General features: G+C 71.5%; 22 protein-coding genes and 1 tRNA gene. 13 read left to right on the top strand and 10 right to left on the bottom strand.

Annotated features, from left to right (window positions below):
• The first annotated feature begins 74 nt into the window (after nucleotides 1–74).
• The 5 genes from OG514_RS35595 (at nucleotide 75) to OG514_RS35575 (ending at nucleotide 7,276) form a co-directional block, all read left to right on the top strand.
• Nucleotides 75–1,901 carry a glycoside hydrolase family 15 protein gene (locus OG514_RS35595; protein WP_266901877.1) on the top strand — a complete coding sequence of 609 codons (1,827 nt, stop codon included), beginning with the start codon at nucleotides 75–77 and terminating at the stop codon, nucleotides 1,899–1,901.
• Between the two features lie 57 nt (nucleotides 1,902–1,958).
• Nucleotides 1,959–3,038, top strand: a complete 1,080-nt coding sequence (gene zapE, locus OG514_RS35590) for a cell division protein ZapE (protein WP_266901875.1) — start codon at nucleotides 1,959–1,961, stop codon at nucleotides 3,036–3,038.
• An 85-nt stretch (nucleotides 3,039–3,123) separates the two neighbouring features.
• A complete protein-coding gene (locus OG514_RS35585) occupies nucleotides 3,124–3,684 on the top strand; it encodes a PadR family transcriptional regulator (protein WP_266901873.1) in 561 nt (186 codons plus the stop codon).
• Between the two features lie 56 nt (nucleotides 3,685–3,740).
• The gene (locus tag OG514_RS35580; protein WP_266901871.1) at nucleotides 3,741–5,465 is read left to right on the top strand and encodes an acyl-CoA dehydrogenase family protein; all 1,725 of its coding nucleotides are present in this window, start codon (nucleotides 3,741–3,743) and stop codon (nucleotides 5,463–5,465) included.
• Between the two features lie 314 nt (nucleotides 5,466–5,779).
• Complete coding sequence (locus OG514_RS35575) at nucleotides 5,780–7,276, top strand: SulP family inorganic anion transporter (protein ID WP_266901868.1); 1,497 nt, start codon at nucleotides 5,780–5,782, stop codon at nucleotides 7,274–7,276.
• A 15-nt stretch (nucleotides 7,277–7,291) separates the two neighbouring features.
• Here OG514_RS35575 and OG514_RS35570 read toward each other — a convergent pair whose 3' ends face one another.
• Entirely contained in the window at nucleotides 7,292–7,447 is a 156-nt protein-coding gene (locus OG514_RS35570; RefSeq protein ID WP_266901866.1) for a hydrophobic protein, read from the bottom strand.
• Nucleotides 7,448–7,606: 159 nt separating this feature from the next.
• A complete protein-coding gene (locus tag OG514_RS35565; RefSeq protein ID WP_266901864.1) occupies nucleotides 7,607–8,278 on the bottom strand; it encodes a DUF2278 family protein in 672 nt (223 codons plus the stop codon).
• Nucleotides 8,279–8,457: 179 nt separating this feature from the next.
• On the opposite strand from OG514_RS35565, the gene OG514_RS35560 reads away from it, so the two are divergent.
• Nucleotides 8,458–8,542, top strand: a tRNA-Leu gene (locus OG514_RS35560).
• Nucleotides 8,543–8,600: 58 nt separating this feature from the next.
• Here OG514_RS35560 and OG514_RS35555 read toward each other — a convergent pair.
• Complete coding sequence (locus OG514_RS35555) at nucleotides 8,601–9,335, bottom strand: GntR family transcriptional regulator (RefSeq protein WP_266902307.1); 735 nt, start codon at nucleotides 9,333–9,335, stop codon at nucleotides 8,601–8,603.
• A 313-nt stretch (nucleotides 9,336–9,648) separates the two neighbouring features.
• On the opposite strand from OG514_RS35555, the gene OG514_RS35550 reads away from it, so the two are divergent.
• From OG514_RS35550 to OG514_RS35530, 5 genes are read left to right on the top strand one after another with little or no spacing between them, the layout of a single operon-like run.
• Nucleotides 9,649–10,767 (top strand): ABC transporter substrate-binding protein, encoded by a 1,119-nt coding sequence (locus OG514_RS35550; protein ID WP_266902305.1) that lies wholly within the window; start codon nucleotides 9,649–9,651, stop codon nucleotides 10,765–10,767.
• Complete coding sequence (locus OG514_RS35545; RefSeq protein WP_266901862.1) at nucleotides 10,767–11,684, top strand: ABC transporter permease subunit; 918 nt, start codon at nucleotides 10,767–10,769, stop codon at nucleotides 11,682–11,684. Before OG514_RS35550 ends, OG514_RS35545 begins: the two co-directional genes overlap by 1 nt.
• The gene (locus OG514_RS35540; protein ID WP_266901860.1) at nucleotides 11,672–12,628 is read left to right on the top strand and encodes an ABC transporter permease; all 957 of its coding nucleotides are present in this window, start codon (nucleotides 11,672–11,674) and stop codon (nucleotides 12,626–12,628) included. The genes OG514_RS35545 and OG514_RS35540 overlap by 13 nt, the downstream gene beginning before the upstream one ends.
• Before the next feature lie 3 nt (nucleotides 12,629–12,631).
• Nucleotides 12,632–13,723: an ABC transporter ATP-binding protein gene (locus OG514_RS35535; protein ID WP_266901858.1), complete on the top strand. Its 1,092-nt coding sequence runs from the start codon at nucleotides 12,632–12,634 to the stop codon at nucleotides 13,721–13,723.
• Nucleotides 13,720–14,469, top strand: coding sequence for an HAD family phosphatase (locus OG514_RS35530; RefSeq protein ID WP_266901856.1), 750 nt, complete (start codon nucleotides 13,720–13,722; stop codon nucleotides 14,467–14,469). Before OG514_RS35535 ends, OG514_RS35530 begins: the two co-directional genes overlap by 4 nt.
• Before the next feature lie 50 nt (nucleotides 14,470–14,519).
• Here the strand turns inward: OG514_RS35530 and OG514_RS35525 are convergent, their stop codons facing one another.
• Entirely contained in the window at nucleotides 14,520–15,269 is a 750-nt protein-coding gene (locus OG514_RS35525) for a TioE family transcriptional regulator (RefSeq protein ID WP_266901854.1), read from the bottom strand.
• Nucleotides 15,270–15,327: 58 nt separating this feature from the next.
• On the opposite strand from OG514_RS35525, the gene OG514_RS35520 reads away from it, so the two are divergent.
• A complete protein-coding gene (locus OG514_RS35520) occupies nucleotides 15,328–16,527 on the top strand; it encodes an erythromycin esterase family protein (RefSeq protein ID WP_266901852.1) in 1,200 nt (399 codons plus the stop codon).
• Between the two features lie 16 nt (nucleotides 16,528–16,543).
• On the opposite strand, the gene OG514_RS35515 is transcribed toward OG514_RS35520, so the two are convergent.
• From OG514_RS35515 to rox, 4 genes are all read right to left on the bottom strand, one after another.
• A complete protein-coding gene (locus OG514_RS35515; protein WP_266901850.1) occupies nucleotides 16,544–17,560 on the bottom strand; it encodes a HEAT repeat domain-containing protein in 1,017 nt (338 codons plus the stop codon).
• 3 nt (nucleotides 17,561–17,563) lie between these two features.
• Nucleotides 17,564–18,235 carry a HEAT repeat domain-containing protein gene (locus OG514_RS35510; protein ID WP_266901848.1) on the bottom strand — a complete coding sequence of 224 codons (672 nt, stop codon included), beginning with the start codon at nucleotides 18,233–18,235 and terminating at the stop codon, nucleotides 17,564–17,566.
• 161 nt (nucleotides 18,236–18,396) lie between these two features.
• Nucleotides 18,397–19,092: a 4'-phosphopantetheinyl transferase superfamily protein gene (locus OG514_RS35505; RefSeq protein ID WP_266901846.1), complete on the bottom strand. Its 696-nt coding sequence runs from the start codon at nucleotides 19,090–19,092 to the stop codon at nucleotides 18,397–18,399.
• A gap of 189 nt (nucleotides 19,093–19,281) precedes the next feature.
• On the bottom strand, nucleotides 19,282–20,709 hold the full coding sequence (gene rox, locus OG514_RS35500) for a rifampin monooxygenase (RefSeq protein ID WP_266901844.1): 1,428 nt from the start codon (nucleotides 20,707–20,709) through the stop codon (nucleotides 19,282–19,284).
• Between the two features lie 460 nt (nucleotides 20,710–21,169).
• Between rox and OG514_RS35495 the strand changes: the two genes are divergently transcribed.
• Entirely contained in the window at nucleotides 21,170–22,588 is a 1,419-nt protein-coding gene (locus OG514_RS35495) for an amidase (protein WP_266901842.1), read from the top strand.
• A 15-nt stretch (nucleotides 22,589–22,603) separates the two neighbouring features.
• Here the strand turns inward: OG514_RS35495 and OG514_RS35490 are convergent, their stop codons facing one another.
• Both OG514_RS35490 and OG514_RS35485 read right to left on the bottom strand, forming a co-directional pair.
• The gene (locus OG514_RS35490; RefSeq protein ID WP_266901840.1) at nucleotides 22,604–22,930 is read right to left on the bottom strand and encodes a plasmid stabilization protein; all 327 of its coding nucleotides are present in this window, start codon (nucleotides 22,928–22,930) and stop codon (nucleotides 22,604–22,606) included.
• A gap of 62 nt (nucleotides 22,931–22,992) precedes the next feature.
• Nucleotides 22,993–23,547, bottom strand: coding sequence for a DUF6328 family protein (locus tag OG514_RS35485; RefSeq protein WP_266901838.1), 555 nt, complete (start codon nucleotides 23,545–23,547; stop codon nucleotides 22,993–22,995).
• Between the last annotated feature and the right edge of the window lie 13 nt (nucleotides 23,548–23,560).

Below are 23,560 nucleotides of genomic sequence, written 5' to 3'. Positions count from 1 at the left end.
CGGCCGGCTGCGGCTTGCGTGGACGCGAGGAGTGGCGCCGAAGGCACGGAGCCGCGGGAGAATCGAGGTCGCTCGTGCCCGAGTACCCCCCGATCGCCAACCACGGACTGATCGGCGACCTGCAGACCGCCGCACTGATCTCCGCCGAGGGCGCGGTCGACTGGTTCTGCGCACCCCGGTTCGACTCTCCGAGCATCTTCGCCTCGCTGCTTGACCAGGAGCGCGGCGGCCACTTCACCATCGCTCCCGCCCACGACGACGTGACCGTCCGCCAGCTCTACCTGCCCGACACGGCCGTCCTGATCACCAGGTTCCTCACCCCGGAGGGGGTGGGCGAGGTGGTCGACTTCATGCCGGTGAACGACCGGCCGGACCTGCCCACCGACCGGCACCGCCTCGTACGCGCCCTGCGGGTGGTGCGCGGCACCCTCACCTTCGACGTCGCGTGCCGGCCGCGCTTCGACTACGGGCGCGCGCCGCACACCCTCACGCTCGACGGCGCCACCGCCACCTTCCACGGCCCCGACCTCGACGTCCACCTGCGGAGCTCCGTCCCTCTGGAAGGCGACGGGCAGGACGTGCGTGCCACCGTCACCCTCCGGCACGGCCAGACCGCCGGAATCGTCCTCGAAACCTCCTCCCCGGGAGCCGCCGCCCCCGAGCCGGCCGCCGAGGAGGCCGTTGAGGCGGCGCTGGAGGAGACCCGCGTCTTCTGGCACGGATGGATCCGCCGGTGCCGCTACCGGGGTCGCTGGCAGAGCATGGTCAACCGCTCGGCCATCACGCTCAAGCTGCTCATCTACGCCCCTTCCGGCGCCCCGATCGCCGCCCCCACCATGGGGCTCCCCGAGCAGGTCGGCGGCGAGCGGAACTGGGACTACCGCTACACCTGGATCCGTGACGCGTCCTTCTCGGTGCGGGTCCTGCTCGACCTCGGGTACATCGAGGAGGCCGACGCCTTCCGTCGCTGGCTCGGCGGCCGCGGCCGCGCCCCGCGCCCGCCCGGCAGTGAGCCGATGCAGATCATGTACCGGGTCGACGGCGACCCCCATCTGACCGAGGAGGTCCTGCCGCACCTGTCCGGGTACCGCGACTCCTACCCCGTACGGGCCGGGAACGGGGCCGCCGACCAGCTCCAGCTCGACATCTACGGCGAGTTCGCCTACGCGATGACCCACTCCCCGGACCTCGCCGAACTCGCCGGTTACGAGGGATGGAAGGGGTTCTCCGCACTCCTCGACTGGCTCTGCGACAACTGGGACCGCCCCGACGAGGGCATCTGGGAGACCCGCGGCGGCCGCAAGGACTTCACCTACAGCCGGATGATGTGCTGGGTCGCCCTCGACCGCGGCATCCGTCTCGCCACCGAGTACGCCCGTCCCGCCGATGTCCCGCGCTGGACCGCGCAGCGCGACGCGATCCTCGTCCAGGTGATGGAGCGGGGCTGGAACCCCGAGCGGAAGGCCTTCGTCCAGCACTACGACAGCGAGGTGCTCGACGCGTCGCTGCTGCTCATGCCCCTCGTCGGCTTCATCTCGCCCAGGGCGCCCTCGTGGCTGTCCACCCTGGACGCGATGGACCGCGAACTCGTCACCGACAGCCTCGTCTACCGCTACAACCCCGAGGCGTCCCCCGACGGGCTGCGCGGCTCCGAGGGCACCTTCTCGCTCTGCAGCTTCCTCTACGTCGAGGCACTCGCCCGGGCAGGCCGCCTCGACCAGGCCCGCTACGCCATGGACAAGATGCTCACGTACGCCAACCACGTCGGACTCTTCGCCGAGGAGATCGGACGCACCGGCGAACAACTCGGCAACTTCCCCCAGGCGTTCACCCACCTCGCTCTCATCACCGCGGCGATGGCCCTCGACGAGGAACTCGACAAGGCCGCCGATCGGAGGTGAACCTGGCGGCGGGCGCCTCCGGGCCCGCTGCTAGCGTCGCCGCGTGTGAATCACACGATGCGCCAGCAATGCGCGGCGATGCGACGCCACTTCCAACAGACCGCCGACCAGCGGGGTTTCACCCTCTCCGCAGCGCAGGAGCAGGCCGCCGAGCGGCTCAGCCTGCTCGCCGCCGAACTTGCGGTGACCGGCGGCCTGTTCCGCCGCTCCCGCCCCTCGCCACGCAACCTCTACGTGTGGGGCCCGGTCGGGCGCGGCAAGAGCTGGCTCGTGGACACCTTCTTCGACGGGCTGCCGATCGCCCGCAAGCGGCGACTGCACTTCCACGACTTCTTCCGCGCCCTGCACGACGGCGTGGCCCAAGAAGGCCGGAACCACGAGGGTGGGCACAGCGCCGTCGACCGTGCCGTCGACGAGCTGCTCGGCGACTGCCGGCTCCTCGTCTTCGACGAGTTCCACGCCCATGACGCGGGCGACGCGATGCTCGTCGCCCGCCTCTTCCGGACGCTCCTCGACCGGCACGTCACCCTCGTGACCACCTCCAACTACCCGCCCGCCGGCCTGATGCCCGACCCGCTGTACCACCACCTCTTCGAGCCCACGATCCAGCGGATCGAGGAGCGGATGGACGTCCTCGACGTGTCCGGCCCGACGGACTTCCGACGCCGACCGTCGCCGTCCCACGACTCACCGAGGTTCGCGGAAGGGGCGTGCCTGGCGGACGGGGCCGAAGCCCTGCGAGACGAACCGGGACTGGACGCGCCGCGGCCCGGTGAGGCCGCCCTCGTGCCCGCGCACCACCGCGACCTGCCCGCCAAGGCCGCCCGCGCCGACCTGGTGTGGTTCGGCTTCGACACGCTCTGCGAGGGCACCACCGCGGTGCCCGACTACCTGGCCCTCGCCGAGCGTTTCGGCACCCTGGTCCTGGACGGCGTACCCCCGCTGGCCTCGTGCACGTCGGACGGCCGGCAGCGCTTCGCCAACCTGGTGGACGTCTGCTGCGACCGCGACATACGCCTGTTCCTGATCGGCGCCGACCCGCTGGCCGGGCTGCCCGAGGACTCCGCCCTCCTGCGCGATCTGGACCGGACGGCGAGCCGCCTGGCGATGCTCCGCCGCGCGGACCTCGCCCGGTAGTGACCGCGCCCGTCCGCGGTGAGCCGCGTCTCACCCGGGCGGGTGGGCTTGCCTATGCAACGAGTTGCATAGAAGGATTCCGGGTGTGGCGATCGAACACGCGATTCTTGTGTCCCTCCTTGAGAAGCCCGGATCCGGCTACGAGCTGGCCCGGCGATTCGAGCGGTCCATCGGCTACTTCTGGACCGCCAGCCATCAGCAGATCTACCGCGTGCTCAAGCGGATGGAGAACGACGGCTGGGTCGACGTCCGGGACGTGCCGCAGCACGGCCGCCCGGACAAGAAGGAGTACTCCGTCGCGGACCTGGGACGGGCCGCCCTGTCCAGCTGGCTGCACGAGCCCGTCGAGCCCGAGAGCCTCCGGCACGACCTCGCCGTGAAGATCCGCGGCGCGGCCTTCGACGACCCGGCGGCGCTGATCGACGAGGTGGAGCGGCACCGGCGCACCCACGCGGAGCGGCTCGCCCACTACCTCGCCGGCGAGGAACGCGACTTCCCGCCGGCCGAAGCGGAGCCGGAGGCGCCCGACGCGGGGAGAGAGCTCCAGCACGTCGTGCTGCGCGGCGGCATCGCGTACGAACGGATGACGCTCGCCTGGCTCGACGACGTCCTCGCCACCCTCCACCGACTCGCCGCCCCGCGCTGAGACGCGCCCCGACCGTCACGAACCCCCCTCGTCCACCGGACCGAAAGATGGAGCACATGGCCGACTCGCTGCTGTTCAACCCGCACACCTACGACCCCGCGCACTTCGACCCCGAGACCCGGCGGCTGCTGCGCGCCACCGTCGACTGGTTCGAGGAGCGCGGCAAGCGTCGGCTGATCGAGGACTACCGCACCCGGGCCTGGCTGGGGGACTTCCTCGCCTTCTCCGCCAAGGAAGGCCTGTTCGAGACCTTCCTGACGCCCTCCGCCGACGCGCCCGAGGGGCAGCGGGACAAGCGCTGGGACACCGCCCGCATCGCCGCCCTCAACGAGATCCTCGGCTTCTACGGACTCGACTACTGGTACGCCTGGCAGGTCACCATCCTCGGCCTCGGCCCGGTCTGGCAGAGCGACAACGCCGCCGCCCGCGCCCGCGCCGCCGAACTCCTCACCCAGGGCGAGGTGTTCGCCTTCGGTCTCTCCGAGAAGACCCACGGCGCCGACATCTACTCCACCGACATGCTCCTGGAGCCCGAGGCCGACGGCGGGTTCCGCGCCACCGGATCCAAGTACTACATCGGCAACGGCAACGCGGCCGGACTCGTCTCCGTCTTCGGCCGCCGCACCGACGTCGAGGGCCCCGACGGCTACGTCTTCTTCGCCGCCGACAGCCGCCACCCGGCGTACCACCTCGTCAAGAACGTCGTCGACTCGTCGAAGTACGTCAGCGAGTTCCGCCTGGAGAACTACCCGGTCGCCCCCGAGGACGTCCTGCACACCGGCCGCGCCGCCTTCGACGCCGCCCTCAACACCGTCAACGTCGGCAAGTTCAACCTGTGCACCGCCTCGATCGGCATCTGCGAGCACGCGATGTACGAGGCCGTCACCCACGCCCACAACCGCATCCTCTACGGCCGTCCCGTCACCGCCTTCCCGCACGTGCGGCGCGAGCTGGCCGACGCGTACGTCCGGCTCGTCGGCATGAAGCTGTTCAGCGACCGCGCCGTCGACTACTTCCGCTCCGCCGGTCCCGACGACCGCCGCTACCTCCTCTTCAACCCGATGACGAAGATGAAGGTGACCACGGAGGGCGAGAAGGTCATCGACCTGATGTGGGACGTCATCGCCGCCAAGGGCTTCGAGAAGGACAACTACTTCGCCCAGGCGGCCGTCGAGATCCGGGGCCTGCCGAAGCTGGAGGGCACGGTCCACGTCAACCTGGCCCTGATCCTGAAGTTCATGCGGAACCACCTGCTCGACCCGGCCGGCTACGAGGCCGTACCGACCCGCCTGGACGCGGCCGACGACACCTTCCTCTTCCAGCAGGGACCGGCCCGCGGCCTGGGGTCCGTACGCTTCCACGACTGGCGTCCGGCCTACGACGCGTACGCCGGAGTGGCGAACGTCGCTCGCTTCCGCGAACAGGCCGACGCCCTCTGCGAGTTCGTCCGCACCGCCGCGCCCGACGAGGCGCAGAGCCGCGACCTGGACCTCCTCCTCGCCGTCGGCCAGCTGTTCGCGCTCGTCGTCCACGGCCAGCTGGTCCTGGAGCAGGCCCGCCTGACGGACCTCGACGAGGACGTCCTCGACGAGCTGTTCGCCGTGCTCGTTCGGGACTTCTCCGCCCACGCGATCGAGCTGCACGGCAAGGACTCCGCCACCGAGCAGCAGCAGGTCTGGGCGCTGGCGGCCGTACGGCGCCCCGTCGTCGACGAGGCCCGCTCGGGCCGGGTCTGGCAGCAGGTCGAGGCGCTGTCGGGCACGTACGAGATGGCACCGTAACGATCGGTCGACGGGGGCCGGGGCGGCGATCCGCCCCGGCCGGCGAGAGTGACGGCGAGGATTCGGTGGGGGCGCCGGCGAGAGTGACGGCGAGGGCGAGGCCGATGCCGAGGAGCAAGGCCGTCGCGGTCGACGGGCGTCCCGGCCGCGCCGTGCCCGTGACCGGCCCCGGTAGAGTTGCCGACGGCGAGGGTGGCGGTCTGCCACCTCGCCGTTGTCATGTCGGGGCCGACGGCGCTCCCGGCACAGATCCGAACCATGCCCCGGCCCCGTCCACCGTGGGGCGTGCCCATGCGTGACAGGTTCTCCTTCCTTTGTCTTCCTCGCCCGCCCGTGTTTCCGTTGCCCGCCTGCGTCCCGACTGGCTGACCGATCCGAAGGTCTGGCGCACCGAGGTGCTGGCCGGTCTGGTCGTCGCCCTCGCGCTGATTCCGGAGGCGATCTCGTTCTCGATCATCGCCGGGGTCGACCCCGCGATCGGTCTGTTCGCGTCCTTCACCATGGCCGTGACCATCGCGATCGTCGGCGGACGGCGGGCGATGATCTCCGCCGCGACCGGTGCCGTCGCGCTCGTCATCGCGCCCCTCAACCGTGAGTACGGGTTCGGGTACCTGATCGCCGCCGTCATTCTCGCCGGTGTGATCCAGGTGGTGCTCGGCGCGCTCGGGGTGGCGAAACTGATGCGGTTCATCCCGCGCTCGGTCATGGTCGGCTTCGTGAACTCGCTGGCCGTGCTGGTCTTCATCACCCAGGTGTCCGAGCTGCGGAACGTCCCCTGGGCCGTCTACCCGCTCTTCGCCGTCGGCCTGCTCCTGCTGGTGTTCTTCCCGAAGGTCACCGGTGTGATCCCCGCGCCCCTGGTGGCCATCGCGGCCCTCACCGCCGTCACGGTGGCCGCGGGCATCGCCGTACCCACGGTCGGGGACAAGGGGGCCCTGCCGTCCTCGCTGCCGGTGCCCGGCCTGCCGGACGTGCCGTTCACGGGGGACACGCTGACGACGATCGCGCCGTACGCCTTCGCCATGGCGTTGGTCGGCCTGATGGAGTCACTGATGACCGCCAGGCTCGTCGACGACATCACCGACACCCGCTCCGACAAGACCCGCGAGTCCATCGGTCAGGGCATCGCCAACATCGTCACCGGCCTCTTCGGCGGCATGGGCGGCTGCGCGATGATCGGCCAGACGATGATCAACGTGAAGGTGTCCGGCGCCCGGACCCGCCTGTCCACGTTCCTCGCGGGCGCCTTCCTGATGGTGCTGTGCATCGTCTTCGGGCCCGTGGTGTCCGACATCCCGATGGCCGCCCTGGTCGCCGTCATGGTCATGGTGTGTTTCGCGACCTTCGACTGGCACTCCATCGCCCCGGGGACCCTCCGGCGGATGCCTCTCGGGGAGATCGCCGTCATGGTGATCACCGTGGTGTGCGTGGTCGCCACCCACAACCTGGCCGTCGGTGTGGTCGCGGGCTCGGTCACCGCCATGGTGATCTTCGCCCGGCGCGTCGCCCACCACGCCGAGGTGACCGCAGTGACCGACCCCGACGGCACGAGCGTGGTCTACCAGGTGAGCGGCGCGCTGTTCTTCGCGTCGGCCAACGAGCTCGTCGGCCGGTTCGCCTATGCCACCGACCCCGACCGGGTGGTCATCGACCTCTCGGCGGCCCACATCTGGGACGCCTCGTCCGTCGCCGTACTCGACACGATCGAGACGAAGTACGCCCAGCGCGGCAAGACCGTGGAGATCACAGGCCTGAACGACCCCAGCGCGGCCCTGCACGGCAGACTCAGTGGAGAACTCACCGGCAGCTGAGACGCGGGACGGGGCTCACCAGCGGTACCAGCGCCCGCTCGAGCCACGCATGAAGAAGCCGAGCACCCAGAGCACCAGGACGGCGATGGCGATGTACCAGAGCACCTCGACGGCGAATCCGGCTCCGAAGAGGACGAGGATCAGCAGGAGTACGAGCAGCAGCGGGACCATGACGACACCTCCGACAGGAGCGGGGGCGGGACCCGTCCCAGGGGCACGCCCTTGACACCAGGGCGTTTGCCCGCGAAGCCGGGTCTCATGCGTGGTGCCGACCCCGGAGATGCGGCGTTCTCCTCCGGCATCGGGATCCGGCTCCGGGATCCGGCGCCGTCATCCGACGGGGTGGCCCGCGCTGTCCGTCCGCCCCGCCTGGCTGGAGAACTTGTTCAGGAAGACGTCGTACCGGCCGTCGGGGCGCTCCACGAGGGTCGCACCGTCCTGCCAGATGCCGTTCTCGGGCCACCACTGGGAGCCGAACGGATCCCCCTGGTTCTGGTGGATGTTGTGCATGCCGAGGTCTCCCTCGGGATCGTTCTCGAACGGTTCGCCGAAGACGAGGATCCGCCGGCCGGGCACCAGCATCGGCTCCAGCGCGTCGGCGGCGTCGACGTTGGTGCCCGCGTGCCAGGGCCGCGAGCCCAGCAGGTCCAGGAGCTCCTGCAGCCAGGACGGCGGGCGGCGCTCGAAGAGGACGCCGGTGCGGTCCACCAGTTCCGGGTGCCGCAGATAGTCCATCGCGCCGGAGTCGGGATCGGACGCGAGGTCGTGGTACCCGGGGGCGAGGGCGGCGGCCGGCCCGACGGCGGAGGCCTTCAGGGTGAAGGCCTTCCACTGCACCCCGACGTTGGACTTGTGGCTGTCGACGTCGACGGCGCAGTGGTACCGCCCCGCGGGCGCGTCCACCTTCAGATTGATGTGGAACCAGCGGCCCTGGTCGTCCGGATCGTCGCGGAAGTGGCTGTGGAGGGTCCCCGCGAGCACGCCGTAGCTCTGGAATGGCATACCGCCAGTGAAGCACCCATGACCGCGCTGCGCGCGTGCGCGATGACTCTCCGTGTCTGCGCTCCGTGCGGGTGCCCCGGATCGCCGACCACCGGAAACGGGGGTGAACCGCAGGTCGGACCCCTGATATATTCATCTTGTCGCCGCGAGTGATCATCACTCACAGCGACGCACACCTTGTCCGGGTGGCGGAATGGCAGACGCGCTAGCTTGAGGTGCTAGTGCCCTTTATCGGGCGTGGGGGTTCAAGTCCCCCCTCGGACACGACGACTCGTCGTACGAAGTGGTGGTCGAGAGCGATCTCGGCCACCACTTCGTCGTTTCACATCAGCAGCGATCCCGGGTCCCGCACCAACGGCGCCGTACCCACCGAGTTGCTCACGTTGAAGGTGACACTGCCCGCGCGGTAGCGGTCCTCGGTCCATTCGATCGGGCGGCCGTCCGGGTTGCTGGTGAGGTGCCGCTGGCGCAGGAGCGGGCTTCCCCGGCGGACGCGGAGCAGCCGGGCGTCGTCGCTGCCGGCGGGGACGGCGTCGATGAGGTGCTCGCCGTAGTGGGCGACGATTCCGGCCTCCTCCGCCATGCTGTCCATGATCGAGGCGCAGTCGGCGGGCAGCGCCTCGACCGTGGGCGCGACCCAGCCCGCGTACGCCGTGCGCTCCACCATCACCGGTTCGCCGTCAAGGAGCCGCAGGCGCAGGACGTCCAGGACCGCGGCCCCCTCCGGCAGGACGAGGCGGCGCGCCTCTTCGGGGGTGGCCGGGCGGCGCTCCCGGTGCAGGAAGCGGCTCGTCGCCCGGTAGCCCATGGCCCGCGCCCACTGGGCGAAGCTGTGGAGCTCCGCGAAGCTGTGCCGGCGCTCCCGGCGGAGCACGATGCGGCGGGCGCCCTGGCGTGAGCCGATGAGTCCTTCGGAGGTGAGCAGGGCGACGGCCTGGCGTACGGTGCCGCGCGAGGCGGCCCAGCGGGTGGCCAGGTCGCTCTCCGAGGGCAGGCGGGCGCCGACGGCGTACTCGCCGCTGAGGATCGAGCGACGGAGTCCCTCCGCGATCTCCATGTAGAGCGCCGTCACGGCATCCCCCTTTGTTCGTGTGTGGCTGTGCACAGATGGTTACAGCGTGTGCTGTGCAGGGGTCAGCCTAACCCGACGGGGAGGGTGTGTGGTCGTCGCCTCCTTCGCGTCAAGTTCACTGCATTCACCTGCTGTTCACCGCCCCCGGTTCTTCCGGGAGGCGCCCGGAGCCGGTCATGCTCCGTTCACTTCGCGGACAGCGTGTAAGGGCGAACTAAGGGCGGCTTGTTCAGACAAGTTCCTTCACTCGCCTCTGGGAGAACCCGTGCGCAGAACCCCCGTCCGCGGTGCCGCCGTACTGCTCGGCGCCGCCGTCCTGACCACCGTCACCGCCTGTGGTGCCGCACCCGAGGGCGCGGCCGGAGCCGCCGGCGACGGTGCGAAGGCGGCCACCGCGGCGTCCGCCAAGGACTTCGGCGGCATGGACGCCCTCGTCAAGGCGGCCAAGGAGGAAGGCGCGCTCCACGTCATCGCGCTCCCGCCGGACTGGGCCAACTACGGCGAACTGATCAAGACGTTCGAGACGAAGTACGGCATCAAGATCGAGAGCGAGAACCCGGACGCCGCGAGCGCCGACGAGATCGCCGCCGTCAAGTCCCGCAAGGGCCAGAAGCGCGCCCCCGACGTCCTCGACCTGGGCATCGCCTTCGCCCGCAGCGGCGCCGAGGAAGGCCTCTTCGCCCCGTACAAGGTCGAGGCCTGGGACAAGATCCCCGCCGCCCAGAAGGACGAGGCCGGGCGCTGGTACAACGACTACGGCGGCTACGTCTCCATCGGCTGCGACGCCAAGCGCATCCCGAACTGCCCCAAGACCTTCGCCGACCTGCTCAAGCCCGAGTACAAGGGCAAGGTCGCCCTCAACGGCAACCCGACCAAGTCCGGTTCGGCCTTCGGCGGCGTGTACGCGGCCGCCCTCGCCAACAAGGGCTCCTTCGCCGACATCCAGCCCGGCATCGACTTCTTCGGCACGCTGAAGAAGAGCGGCAACCTCATCCCCGTCGAGTCCACCCCGGCCACGGTCGAGAAGGGCGAGACGCCCATCAGCATCGACTGGGACTACCTGAACGCCGGTTACGCCGACCAGTTCAAGGACAAGGGCGTCGACTGGCAGGTCGCCGTGCCCACCGACGGCGTGTACGCCCAGTTCTACTCCCAGGCCATCAACAAGGAGGCCCCGCACCCCGCGGCCGCCCGCCTCTGGATGGAGTACCTCTACAGCGCCGAGGGCCAGAACCTCTGGCTCAAGGGCTACGCCCGCCCGGTGCTGCTCCCGGCCATGACCACCGACGGCACCGCCGACAAGACCTTCGTCGCCAAGCTCCCCGCCGTCACCGGCACCCCCGCCTTCCCGGCCTCCGCCGAGCTCGACAAGGCCAAGGCCACCCTCGCCGAGAAGTGGGACAAGGCCGTCTCCTGATGCGCTCCGCCTCCTCCACCCCCGCCGAGGGGACCGTCCCCGTCAAGGGAACCGCCGGCGGCACCCGCCGCCGGCGGCGCGCCCCCCGCACCTGGCTCGCCGCGCTCCCGCTGATCGCCTTCACCGGACTGTGCTTCGGACTGCCGCTCGGCGCCCTCCTGTACGGCGCCGTGACCCGCACCGACCCCGGCACCGGCGCCACCGCCCTGACCGGCGAGCACCTGAGCCGCTCGCTCCAGGGCCCATACCTGGGCTCCCTCGTCGGCAGCGTGCAGCTCTCCGCCCTCACCGCCCTCATCGCCTCGGTCCTCGGCGTCCTCATCGCCCAAGCCGTGGTCACCTCCCGTTCCCAGGCGCTGCGCAACGCCGTACTGACCGCCTCCGGCGTCCTCGCCAACTTCGGCGGCGTCCCGCTCGCGTTCGCGTTCATCGCGACCGTCGGCATCTCGGGCGTCGTCACCCAGCTCGCCGACCTGAGCAGCCTCGGCTGGAACCTGTACTCGTTCACCGGCCTCGCCGTCGTCTACCTGTACTTCCTCATCCCGCTCATGGTCCTGGTGATCCTTCCCGCCCTCGACGGACTGCGGCCCCAGTGGCGAGAAGCCGCGCAGAACGCGGGCGCCGGCGGATGGCAGTACTGGCGCCACGTCGGCATCCCCGTCCTCGCGCCCTCCCTGCTCGGCGGCTTCGTGCTGCTCTTCGGCAGCGCCTTCGCCGCGCACGCCACCGCGGCGGCCCTCGTCGGCGGCTCCGTCCCCCTGGTCACCCTCAAGATCGCGGACGCCCTCTCCGGGAACGTCCTCGTCGGCCAGGAGAACGTCGCCCTCGCCCTCGGCCTCGACATGATCCTGATCGCCGGACTCGTCATGGCCGTCTACCTCCCCCTCCAGCGCAGGAGCGCCCGATGGCTGCGATGACCCCCACCGCCCGGGAGGCCGCACCGAAGCCCGGCACGGACAACGCGGACACGGCCCCGCCGGCCGCCCGCAGGCGGACCCGTCGTCGGCCCCGCGTCTGGCGCGGAGTCGTCCTCGGCCTCGGCGGCGCCTACTTCCTCATCCCGCTGATCGCCTCGTTCGTCTTCACCGTGCACACGCCCGGCCAGGGCATCTCCTTCGAGGCGTACACCGCGCTGCTCGCCGCCGACGGCTTCACCGAGAGCCTGCTGCTCTCCCTCGGCCTCGCCGCCGCGACCATCGTCTTCGCCCTGCTGCTCGCCGTGCCCGCCCTCGTGGCCGTACGCCTCGGCGCGCCCCGGCTGCGACCGGTCGTCGAGGTGATGTGCATGCTGCCGCTCGTCGTACCGCCGATCGCGCTCGTCACCGGCATCAGCACCGTCCTGCGCTGGGGACCAGACCACCTCTCGCGGACCCCGCTCTACCAGACCTTCCTCGCGGTGCAGAACGAGAGCTTCCCCTTCGTCCTGGTCCTCGCATACACGGTCATGGCCCTGCCGTTCGTGTACCGCTCCCTCGACGCGGGACTGCGCGCCGTCGACGTCCCGACCCTCGTCGAGGCCGCCCGCAACTGCGGGGCGAGCTGGCCGTACGTGATGTTCCGCGTCATCCTGCCCAACCTCCGCTCCTCGCTCGCGGGCGCCGCCTTCCTCACCCTCGCCCTGGTCCTCGGCGAGTTCACCATCGCCTCGCTGCTCGGCTTCCGGCCCTTCGCGGTGTGGATCGTCTCCATCTCCGGGGCCCACGCCCGGATGTCGGTGGCCGTCTCCCTCCTCAGCCTGGTCATCACCTGGCTCCTGCTGCTCGCCCTGTCCAGGGCCGGAACGGCGCCGACGAGCACGCCCGGCAGCGCCCGCTCCGCCCGTACCTCCCGCGGATCCCGCACCTCGCCCAAGGAGTCCTGACCCATGTCCTCGTCCACAGCAACAGCGGCCCGGACGGAACCCGTCGCGGTCGGCGGGGCCCGCGTCGAATTCCGGGGCCTGCGCCGCACGTTCGGCAGCACCACCGCCCTCGACGGCCTCGACCTCACCGTCGAACCCGGCGAACTCCTGGCCCTGCTCGGCCCGTCGGGCTGCGGCAAGACCACCGCGCTCCGCGTCCTCGCCGGATTCGAGCGACCCGACGCGGGCGAAGTCCTCGTCGACGGCGCCGACATCACCCAGGTCCCGGCCAACCGCCGCGACGCCGGCATGGTCTTTCAGTCGTACAGCCTCTTCCCCAACCTGACCGCCGCCGACAACGTCGCCTTCGGCCTGCGCGTACGGAAGGTCAGGACGGCCGAACGGCGTGCCCGCGCCGCCGAGTTGCTCGACCTCGTCGGACTGCCCCAGCACGGCGACCGCTACCCCCATCAGATGTCCGGCGGTCAGCAGCAGCGCGTGGCGCTGGCCCGGGCGCTCGCCCTGCGGCCCCGCGTCCTGCTCCTCGACGAACCGCTGTCCGCGCTCGACGCCAAGGTCCGGCTCAGCCTGCGGGAGGAGATCCGCCGCCTCCAGCTCTCCCTCGGCATCACCACGGTCTTCGTCACCCACGACCAGGAGGAGGCGCTGTCCATGGCGGACCGCGTCGCCGTCCTCAACGCGGGGAGGCTGGAGCAGTGCGCCGCCCCGGCCGAGCTCTACCGCCGCCCGGCGACCCCGTTCGTCGCCGAGTTCGTCGGCACCATGAACCGGCTCCCGGGCGTCCTGACGGACTCCGGCCAGGTCGAGGTCGCCGGCACCCGGCTGCCCGTCGACGGCGAGGCGCCGAATCTCCGCGAGGTCGACGTCCTGGTCCGCCCCGAAAACGTCACCGTCACCGAGGCGCCCGACGGCGACGCGACCGTCGTCTCCACCTCCTTCCTGGGCTCCGTCACCCGCGTCCACCTCGACCACGCCGGTACGCGCGTCAAGGCGGACCTGTCGTCCCGGGAGGCGACCACCCTCGCCCCCGGCTCCCGGGTCACCCTCGGCCTCGCGCCGCACCCCGCGCTCGTCGCGCCGAGGGCGGAGCGGTGACCGAACTCGCCGCCGTCCTCTTCGACATGGACGGCACCCTGGTCGACACCGAGGTCCTCTGGTGGGACGCCACGGTGGAGATCGCCGCACGGATCGGCCACCGGCTGACGGACGCCGACGCACCCGAGGTCGTCGGACGCGCCGTCGAGGACACAGCCGCCCACCTCGTACGCGTCACCGGCACAGCCGACGCGGACGGCGTGGCGACGGCACTGACCGCCGCCTTCCAGGAGCGGGTCGACCGAGGCGCGCCGATGCGCCCCGGCGCGGGGCGACTCCTGGCCGAACTCGCGGCGGAAGGAGTGCCGTTCGCCCTGGTGAGCGCATCGCCGCGGTCGGTGGTCGACTCGGTGATCGGAGGCGCGCTCGCGCACGTCCCCTTCGCCTTCACCCTCTCGGCCGACGACACCGTACGGACGAAGCCGCACCCGGACCCGTACCGCGCGGCCGCCCGGCGCCTCGGCGTACCGGACGCGGCCTGTGTGGCCGTCGAGGACTCCCCGGACGGCGCGGCCTCGGCCGACGCGGCGGGCTGCACCGTCCTGGTCGTCCCCTCGATGCTCCCCGTGCCCGCACGCCCGGGCAGGATCTTCGCGGCCAGCCTGGAGGAAGTGACCCTCGCGGGCCTGCGCCGCTATGTCGCCGACGGAGGCGACAGCGACGGAGGTGGTGGCGGCCAAGGTGGAGACGGCGGCAGTGGTGGCGGTGGAACGCCCACGGAGGGCGGCATGGAGACCGGCTCCTGAAATCGGCGCCCGCGTCTGCCGCTCCTCCTGCTCGGTCGGCGGGAGCGGTCTCAGCCGCGCTCGCGCAGATACGCCTCCAGCTCGGCCGCCCCGGTCAGCATCGCCCGCCCCCGAGCGGACAGCCGGCCCCGCCAGTCGCCCAGTGCGGCCTCCAGCGGCTCCAGCCCGCCGGCCGCCCGCACCTGGGTGATCAGCGGGGCGATCTGCTCCAACAGATAGCCGCCGCGCCGGAGTTGGTGGGCCAGCCGTACGTCCCGTACGTCCGCCTCGTCGTAGACGCGGTACCCGGTCACCGGATCACGGCGCGGACGCACGAGCCCGGCACGCTCCCAGGCGCGCAGCGTCGCCGGCCGGATGCCGAGCTTCCCCGCCAGCGGCCCGATGAACGTACCGCCCGGCCCGGACACCAAGGCCGGATCCGACCCCGCACCGGGCTCGGACGCCGTGGTGGGCGTCAGGTCGCGGAGCGCGTTCTCCACGGCCTGGAGGGTCCGGCGGTCGTCGAGGAGCTGCACATGGCTCTCGTCGATGAGGCGGAACGCCTCCTCCGCCGCGCCCTCGTTCACCGCCCGCATGATCGACGTCGCCGTCGGATGGCTGTGGCCGGGCAGCAGGGCGAGGAACGCGCGCAACGCGCCCGCGTGCAACGAGGTGTAGGTGCGGTAGCCGTGGGGCGTGCGCGCGGCGGCCGGGAGGATGCCGGCCTCCTCGTAATTCCTGACCGCCTGCGTGGAAAGGCCGTGCTCGCGCGCCAGATCGACCGGCCTGAGCCGACCACCGCTTTGAAGGTTTCGTCCCATGGCTCCGCCAATACCACGCAGAAGTTTCAACCGAGCCTTCAACGATACCGTTGAAGGCATGGCTACCGACATCGAAGACATCGCCCATGCCGTCGAGGCAGCCGCCGTCATGAGGCTGCTCCCGACCAGGCCGCGGCTGCTCGCCCTGGGCGAGCCCACCCACGGCGAGGACATGCTGCTCGACGTACGCAACGAACTCTTCCGGCAGCTCGTCGAGCAGGAGGGCTACCGGACGATCACGATCGAGAGCGACTGTGTCATGGGCCTGCTCGTGGACGACTACGTCACCACGGGCACCGGCACCCTCGACGACGTCATGGAGCACGGATTCAGCCACGGTTGGGGCGCGTCCGCGGCCAACCGGGAGCTCGTGCGCTGGATGCGCGCCTTCAACGAGGGCCGCCCCGCGTCCGACCGGCTCCGCTTCGCGGGATTCGACGGCCCGCTGGAGATCACCGGCGCCGCGAGCCCCCGCCAGGTCCTCACCGCACTCCACGGCTACCTCTCGGCACGGGTGGACGCGGGGCTGTTCCCCTGCACCGCCGAAGAGCTCGACGAGCTGCTCGGCGCAGACGACCGGTGGACCCATCCCGCTGCCATGAGGGACCCGTCCCAGTCGGTGGGGCAGTCGGCCGAGGCGGGGAAGCTGCGGCTCATCGCCGACGACCTGGTGGCCTTGCTCGACGCGCAGACCCCGCACCTGCTCACGACGAGCTCGCGGGAGGACCGGGACCGGGCACGTCTCTACGGGCGCACCGCCACCGGCCTCCTGCGCTACCACCACTGGATGGCCGACACCTCACCGAGCCGCATCACCCGCCTAGTGGGCCTGCGGGACCAGATGATGGCCGACAACCTCCTCGCCGTCGCCGACCGCGCCCCGGCACTGGCCCACGCCCACAACGGCCACCTCCAGCGGAACAAGAGCACGATGCGGATGGGCGGCCTGCCGGTGGAATGGTGGGGCGCCGGCGCGATCGTGAACGCCCGTCTGGGCGAGGGCTACGCCTTCCTGGCCACGGTCCTCGGCACCCTCGGCCACCAGGGAGTGGACACTCCGCCACCGACCACCCTGGAAGGCACCCTGTACGCACTCCCGGAGAACCGCTACGTCATCGACACCCGCCACCTGACCACCGCCCTCGGCGACACCCGTCCCGAGCCCCGGGTGTCCCCTTGGTTCGGCTACTCCCCGCTGGACCCAGCTCACTTGGCGGCCACCGACGGCATCGTGTTCGTCAAGGACGTCACGAAGTAGGCGGGGGAGGGGTCCGCTATCGCGCCTCGCGCAGTGTGAGGATGTAGCCCGCCGTGAGCGCGACTGCGCGGTCTTCGTCGTGTGTCAGGTCCGCGAGGGCGCGGGACGCCACCTCGCCAGGGATGTCCGCGAGCGCCTGCGTCAGCCGTCGACGTGCGGACGGTTCGGCGGTGCTGCGGGCCAGGCGGTCGACGAGTCCGGTGGCGATCCGGTCCGCCTCCTCGGGACCGCTCGCCAGAGCGCTCAGGGCGTCCGCCGCGTCGACGTCATGCGTCTCCTCGACGACCATGTCGATGAGCGTCGGAACGGCCTCGGCCGCCCCGCGTACCCCGAGCGCGAGAGCCGCCCGCCCGCGGACCACGACGTCGGTGTCCGTGAGCGCCACCCGCAGCAGTGCCGTTGCCTCGTCGTCCGGAATCTCGGCGATGGCCCGGACGGCACGCTCCCGCACGTCGGCGACCGGTGAGCCGAGGCCCTCCGCCAGCAGCGCGATCGAGCCGCCGTCGCCCGAACGTGCCAGAGCCCAGCGGAGGGCTCCGGCGACGTTCGGGTCCGTCTCGCCCAGCGCCGCCTCGACCAGCGCTTCCACCGGTACCGGTAGCTCTTCGGCCGAGGACGCCGAGGACAGGGCCGCGCGCTGCCGCTTCCCGGCGCTCTCCGACCCCAGCGCATGGAGGAGTGCGACGGTCTGGAGGACGTCCTCCCAGCCGGCCGGTTCCGCGGCGCCGATCCGGCGGAGCCGGGTGAGCAGCGCCGTCTCGGCCGCGATGCGTTCTCGCGTCCGGCCGATGAGGTCGTCGACGAGCTCCGTGGGCGTGAAGCCGGGGTCGTCCAGTGCGAACCCGACCTCACGCAGCGACAGCCCCAAGGACCGCAGGCTCTCGATGTGGAAGATCCTCCGGATGTCCTCGCCGGAGTACTCGCGATAGCCGGCCCCGGTACGGCCCGTCGGACGCACCAGTCCGAGCTTCTCGTAGTGCCGGAGCATGCGGGCGCTGACCCCCGACCGCCGTGCCACATCACCGATCAACATGCCCTAGCCGCCCTCCTGGCCCCTCCCGCCGAGGGCGACGACGCGCTTCGCCTCCTCGACCGCGAACTCGAATCCCGCATCCGGGTCGCGCCACAGCCGCTCCGTCGCGATCGCGTGCTGACGCACACGAGGCGCGGGATCCGTCGCCGCCGTGCGCAGCGTCGTCAGGATCACCTCGCCGAGCGCGATCAGCGCCCGGCTGAGGCTCAACTGCGTCTCCCGCCCGCCGCGACCGAGCTGCGTCGCCAACACTCCGGCCAGCGCGGCCTCTTCACCCTCGGGTACGAGGACGACCGCCGCCCGCCAGGCGCTCCGCGCCACCTCGTCGTCGGCGTCGGACAGCAGCGTCCTGGTGATCGCCGGCCAGGCCCGCCGGTCCCCGATCTTGGACAGCGTGTGCAAGGCCTGGCTCCGTGCCTGCGTCCGCTCCGAGCGGACCTCGTCGACAAGCTCCGGGACCGTGAGGGACGGCGAGTGACGGGTGAGCGCCCATGTGAGCGTCTCGCGCACCGAGAACTCGGGCTCGATCGCGCAGCGCTCGATGAGCTTGTCGACGAACCGCGGGTCCGGGTTCGTGCCGGCCGCCAGTGCCGCCCGCAGCCGCACCGACGAGCGGCCGTCCTCAAGGCCCTGGAGTGCCCGCGTCGCGTCCGTGTCCTGTTTCGCCATGGTCATCGGGACCACCTCCTTGCCCGCAGTGAAGACCTTGTCACCGTGTCAAGGTCAAGCGGGGAAGGCGCCACGGCGATCGGCCGGCGCGGCTCGGACGCCGTGTTGCGCCGCGGCGTCCGGGAGGCCCTCCGGCCGGGGGTCTGGCCTGCGGAAGCCGCTTCTGGTCACTGCTGTGCGACGGCGACGGCCGCCTCGTAGGAGGGCGCGACGCTCACGTCGGCCAGCGACCAGCCGGGTATCGCGGCCGGCTCAGGGCCCAGTCCCAGGTAGGTGCGGTCGAGCCCGCCGGCCAGCCCTTCTCCCGTGCCCTTGAGGTAGGCCTCCTTGCGTACCCAGCACCGGGCGAAGGCCGCCGGCCGGGCCTCCAGGGGCAGCCGGGCGAACTCCTCCCGCTCCCGCGGGTGCAGGCTGTCCGCCACGAGGGCCGACACCTCGGCCTTCGGATGCGCCTCGACGTCCACACCCACGGGCGTCGCGGCGAGCCCGACGAGAATCAGGTCCTCGCTGTGCGAGAGCGAGAAGTGAACCCCGCCGCCCCGTACGGCCGGCCGTCCGTGCGGGGCGGCGCAGAGGGGACAGTCCTCCCTGACGAACACGACCTCGTCCGCCCGCATCCCCAGGTACTGCCCGAGCAGCCGCCGCAACCCCCCGTGCGCGGCGAGGTACCGCGTCCGGTGGTCCTCCCGTATCAGTGCCTTCCACCGTTGCCGTTCCTCGGCGTCCAGGAGGGCGGGCGCGCCGGGATCCTCCGCCACCGGCAGCCGCCAGAGCGTCACCGTCCCGTCGGCGACGGGCAGCACGGCCGACTCCGGTACCTCGCCGGTGCGCAACACCCGCACGGGGGTGATCTTCAAGGTCATGCCGCCATTCTGCACCGGTGGCACCGGCCGGAGGACGTCGCTTCTCGGCCGTCGCACCCGGAGGGGGGCGCAGGCCCCCTCGACCACGGCCCAACGGGTTCGGCAGGAGCGCCCCGAGGAGGCCCGGCCGCCACCTGATCACGCGTGGCTCACCCGCCTCCCCGGGGGTCCCGGGCACGCTCCGCCCGCTCAGCCCTTCGCGGTGCCGAACCACGTGGGCAGGTGCGCGATCAGGTCCTGCTGGTCCTCACCGACCCACGCCACATGGCCGTCCGGACGCAACAGCACTGCGGGTACGTCCAGTTCCTCGCTCACGTCGACCACGTGGTCGACCCGGTCGGCCCAGCCGTCGACCGAGAGCCGGCCGGTCTGGTCGAGGAGCAGTCCGCGGCCCTCGTGCATCCGCTCGTAGAGGCGCCCCTGCTTCAGTTCCAGGTCCCGCATCCGCCGGCCCAGGAGTTCGTGCCCGTCGCCGAAGTCGTAGCGGACCGAGATCGCCGTGATCTTCTCGATCAGGTACCGGTTGACGTTCTCGAACTCCACCAGCTCCGCGAGCAGTCGGCGCACCGCCAGGGCGCCCGGCTCGGTCGACATCAGCTGGATCTGCGCACGGGTGTTGTCCAGGACGGCGGCGCCCACCGGGTGCCGCTCGGTGTGGTAGCTGTCGAGGAGTCCCTCCGGTGCCCAGCCGTCGATCGCGGCGGCCAGCTTCCAGCCCAGGTTGAACGCGTCCTGGACACCGAGGTTGAACCCCTGCCCGCCGGTCGGCGGGTGGATGTGCGCCGCGTCGCCCGCGAGGAACACCCGGTCGACCCGGTAGCGCTCGGCCTGCCGGGTGGCGTCGCCGAAGCGGGACAGCCAGCGCGGCGAGTGCACACCGAAGTCCGTGCCGGCGAACGCCCGCAGCTGCTCCTTGAACTCGTCGAGGGACGGCGGGGCCGTACGGTCCTCGGCCACCCCCTCGGCCGGCACGACGACGCGGTAGAGCCCGTCGCCCATGGGCATGGCCCCGAACCGCTGCTGGGTCTTGCGGACTTCGGCCACGACCTCCGCCAACTCCTCGGGCGATACGCTCACTTCCATCGCACCGAGCAGCGTCTCGACCCGGGAGGGCTCGCCGGGGAAGGCGACACCGAGCAGCTTCCGGACCGTGCTCCGGCCACCGTCGCAGCCCACGACGTACCGCGCGCGCAGCTGCTCGCCGTCGGCCAGTTCGACGGTCACGCCGTCCTCGTCCTGGTTCAGCCCGACCAGCTCCCGGCCGCGCCGGATCTCGGCGCCGACCTCTACGGCGTGCTCGGCCAGCAGGCGATCGCTGACGGTCTGCGGGATGCCGAGGACGTACGAATGCGCCGTGTCGAGCCGGTCGGGCCACGAGGTGCCGAGACCGGCGAAGAAGCCGCCGGCCGTGACCTGCTTCCCGAGCGCGAGGAACCGTTCGAGCAGACCGCGCTGGGCCATCACCTCGATGCTGCGGACGTGCAGGCCCTGAGCGCGCGACTGCAGGGTCGGTTCCGCCTCCTTGTCCAGTACGAGCACGTGCACGCCGTGCAGCCGCAGTTCGCCGGCCAGCATCAAGCCGGTCGGACCGCTGCCGACAACGATCACGTCAAACATGAGAACCGCCCCGTTTCATAGATCGCATCCAGCCAGCCGCCCGTCGCGGGATCTCGACGCCGCCACGAGCACAAGTACCGTGCGGACAACAGATTTACGCAGGTCACTGGCTACGGCTGGAGATTCTGCCCCACGACGGGGGCCTTGCCGCAAGGCCCCCCGTGCGCTATATCTTGAGAGTGGCAAGGAGAGGAACTACCTCCTTGCCTTTCTCTTTGCTCTGCGTCCGGTCCCGGCGTCCGGTCCTCAGGTTCTCCGGTCCTCAGGCGGTCGGCAGGGGTTCGCCGGTCTCCAGCGGCAGCCGTTCAGCTGCACGTCGAAGGGGGGCGGCTGTCCAGGCGGCCCTCGCTTCGGCTCGGGAGCCGCCGGAAGGCTCCACCTGGCCCGACCCCTCGCGTGTTACTGGTTGGTAGGGCATGCTGGCGGCCAACCATCCAAACGGCCGGGGGCTGAGGTAACGGTGACGACTTTCGAGGAACGGGCCACGGTCCACGCATTCCGGGACGACGCGCTGGGGGAGCACGACGCCGTCGGGCTCGCCGCGGCGATACGGCGGGGCGAGGTCGGCGCCGCCGAGGTCGCCCGGGACGCGGCCGCGCGCGTACGGGAGGTCGAGGAGCGGCTCCACGCGGTCCAGGTACACATCGATTCCCCCGTACCCGCCGCCGGGCCGGGCGGCGGTGCCTTCGCCGGAGTGCCGACCTTCGTCAAGGACAACACCGACTACCTGGGCCTGCCCACCGGCCACGGCAGCGCGGCCTTCACCCCGCGGGTCGCGCGGCGTCACGCGCCCTTCGCCCGGCAGCTCCTGAGCAGCGGAGTCACCGTCCTCGGCAAGACCCGGCTGCCCGAGTTCGGATTCAGCCCGGCCACCGAGTACGAGGGCGCCGAACCGGTCCGCAACCCGTGGAACACCGGCTACTCGGCGGGCGGTTCGTCCGGCGGCAGCGCGGCGCTCGTCGCGGCCGGGGCGGTGCCGATCGCCCACGCCAACGACGGCGGCGGATCGATCCGCATTCCCGCCGCCTGCTGCGGACTCGTCGGTCTCAAGCCGACCCGCGGCCGGGTCGTGACGAACGCCCAGAGCCGCCAACTGCCCCTCGACATCGTCTCCGACGGCATCGTGAGCCGGTCGGTACGGGACACCGCCGCGTTCCTCGCCGCCGCCGAGACCCACTGGCGCAACCCGAAGCTGCCGCCGCTCGGCCTGGTCGAAGGCCCCTCGGACCGGCGCCTGCGCATCGGATTCCTGCTCGACTCCCCGAACGGCGTCCGCGCCGACACCGCGACCCGGACGGCCGTCACGGACACCGTCGCGACGCTCGAACGGCTCGGCCACACCGTGGAGCCGGTGGAACTGCACCTCGACCCCCGCTTCACCGACGACTTCCTCACGTACTGGGGCCTGCTGTCGTTCCTCCTCGGCGTCACGGGCCGGACCTTCGGCGCCGACTTCGACCGCCACCGGATGGACGGCCTCAGCCGGGGGCTGCGCGAGGACTATCTGAAGAGCTGGCGGCGCACGCCGGGCGTCCTGCGGCGCCTGAAGCGGACGAGGGAGGCGTACGCGGCGGCCTTCCGAGGCCTCGACCTCGTCCTCACGCCCATACTGGCGCACACCACGCCGGAGATCGGTCACCTCAGCCCGACCGTGCCGTACGCGACACTGATCGAGCGGATCCTCGCGTACGTCGCCTTCACCCCGGTCAACAACGTCGTCGGGACGCCGTCGATCTCGGTACCGGCCACGAGCGCGACAGATGACGGGCTGCCCATCGGCGTCATGTTCTCCGGCCGCCCCGGCAGCGAACGGACCCTCCTCGACGTCGCGTTCGCGCTGGAGGCGGACCGCCCCTTCCGGCGTATCCAGGACGCCTGATCCCGGGAGGCCGGCTCAGCCACCGCCGAGGGCGCGCCGGAGCTGCGCCTTGTTCATCTTCGAGCGGCCGTCGATGCCGCGGCGTCTGGCCTCCTCGTAGAGCTGGTCGTACGTACGCCCCCGGGCACCGCTGTGGGAGCGCCGGCCGCCGCGCTCACCGGAGGACATGTCCTCCAGGGACAGCCGGCCGGCCGTCTTGGACTCGCCGTGCCGGGCCCGTTCCTTGTTCACGGTGCGGGCGGCGATCTCCCTGGCGCGCTTCTCGCTCTCGCCGCGCTGTTCCGCGCTCTCCTTGATGTGCTCGTACTGCCGTTCCCGTTTCGGGCTGGATCCGCGAGGCATGACGTGCTCCTTCCCGCGTGGTCCGGGCGTCTCCTCCGTGCGGCTACCCGCCGCTCCTCCCGTCACTCCCTTCGCTTCGCGGTGTGCCGGCGCCGGGCCCACAGCGGCAGGGCGAACCAGCACAGCAGGTACCAGGCCAGGACCCCGGCCACGAGCCAGGGAACGATCGCGTTGTCGGTGGCCACGCGGAGGATGAGGACGAGCGCGCTGGTGAGGGTGGCGACCAGGAGAAGGATCCCGATGAAGGTCAGCCGGGACGCCCAGGCGACCGCCTGCGGTTTGATCCGCCGCCCCGCCACGAGGCGGTGGAAGGACACCGGTCCGATGAGCGCGCCGGTCGCCAGCGATCCGAGGACCACGGTCAGGACGTAGATCGCCTTGTCGCCCGGACCGAGGCTCTCGTACCGCGGGGTGAAGACGACGGTCAGCAGGAAGCCGAGGAGGATCTGGACACCCGTCTGGACCACCCGGATCTCCTGCATGAGGTCCTGCCACTGCCGGTCGGCGCGTTCGTCCGCGGTCTCCTCGCGCCCCCGCCTGGTCCCGCGTCCACCCGGCCCGTCCGGGCGTTCCTCCTTCCCCCGCTCGCGTCCCCGCCCGGTGCCGCGGTCAGTCATCCGCCTCACCTTC

Origin of the sequence: Streptomyces sp. NBC_00572 (assembly GCF_026341815.1) — a bacterium.
GTDB lineage: Bacteria > Actinomycetota > Actinomycetes > Streptomycetales > Streptomycetaceae > Streptomyces.
Note: the sequence above shows the minus strand (reverse complement) of the source record. Positions and strands in the feature narration are given on the sequence as shown.

What these genes read in the sequence shown, in the direction of transcription:
- OG514_RS35540 (WP_266901860.1), top strand. Translation starts at nt 11,672, where the DNA reads ATGGCTGCGATGACCCCCACCGCCCGGGAGGCCGCACCGAAGCCCGGC.
- OG514_RS35515 (WP_266901850.1), bottom strand. Translation starts at nt 17,560, where the DNA reads ATGTTGATCGGTGATGTGGCACGGCGGTCGGGGGTCAGCGCCCGCATG.
- OG514_RS35580 (WP_266901871.1), top strand. Translation starts at nt 3,741, where the DNA reads ATGGCCGACTCGCTGCTGTTCAACCCGCACACCTACGACCCCGCGCAC.
- OG514_RS35535 (WP_266901858.1), top strand. Translation starts at nt 12,632, where the DNA reads ATGTCCTCGTCCACAGCAACAGCGGCCCGGACGGAACCCGTCGCGGTC.
- OG514_RS35545 (WP_266901862.1), top strand. Translation starts at nt 10,767, where the DNA reads ATGCGCTCCGCCTCCTCCACCCCCGCCGAGGGGACCGTCCCCGTCAAG.
- OG514_RS35490 (WP_266901840.1), bottom strand. Translation starts at nt 22,930, where the DNA reads ATGCCTCGCGGATCCAGCCCGAAACGGGAACGGCAGTACGAGCACATC.
- OG514_RS35505 (WP_266901846.1), bottom strand. Translation starts at nt 19,092, where the DNA reads ATGACCTTGAAGATCACCCCCGTGCGGGTGTTGCGCACCGGCGAGGTA.
- OG514_RS35520 (WP_266901852.1), top strand. Translation starts at nt 15,328, where the DNA reads ATGGCTACCGACATCGAAGACATCGCCCATGCCGTCGAGGCAGCCGCC.
- rox (WP_266901844.1), bottom strand. Translation starts at nt 20,709, where the DNA reads ATGTTTGACGTGATCGTTGTCGGCAGCGGTCCGACCGGCTTGATGCTG.
- zapE (WP_266901875.1), top strand. Translation starts at nt 1,959, where the DNA reads ATGCGCCAGCAATGCGCGGCGATGCGACGCCACTTCCAACAGACCGCC.
- OG514_RS35510 (WP_266901848.1), bottom strand. Translation starts at nt 18,235, where the DNA reads ATGACCATGGCGAAACAGGACACGGACGCGACGCGGGCACTCCAGGGC.
- OG514_RS35485 (WP_266901838.1), bottom strand. Translation starts at nt 23,547, where the DNA reads ATGACTGACCGCGGCACCGGGCGGGGACGCGAGCGGGGGAAGGAGGAA.
- OG514_RS35570 (WP_266901866.1), bottom strand. Translation starts at nt 7,447, where the DNA reads ATGGTCCCGCTGCTGCTCGTACTCCTGCTGATCCTCGTCCTCTTCGGA.
- OG514_RS35555 (WP_266902307.1), bottom strand. Translation starts at nt 9,335, where the DNA reads ATGGAGATCGCGGAGGGACTCCGTCGCTCGATCCTCAGCGGCGAGTAC.
- OG514_RS35525 (WP_266901854.1), bottom strand. Translation starts at nt 15,269, where the DNA reads ATGGGACGAAACCTTCAAAGCGGTGGTCGGCTCAGGCCGGTCGATCTG.
- OG514_RS35565 (WP_266901864.1), bottom strand. Translation starts at nt 8,278, where the DNA reads ATGCCATTCCAGAGCTACGGCGTGCTCGCGGGGACCCTCCACAGCCAC.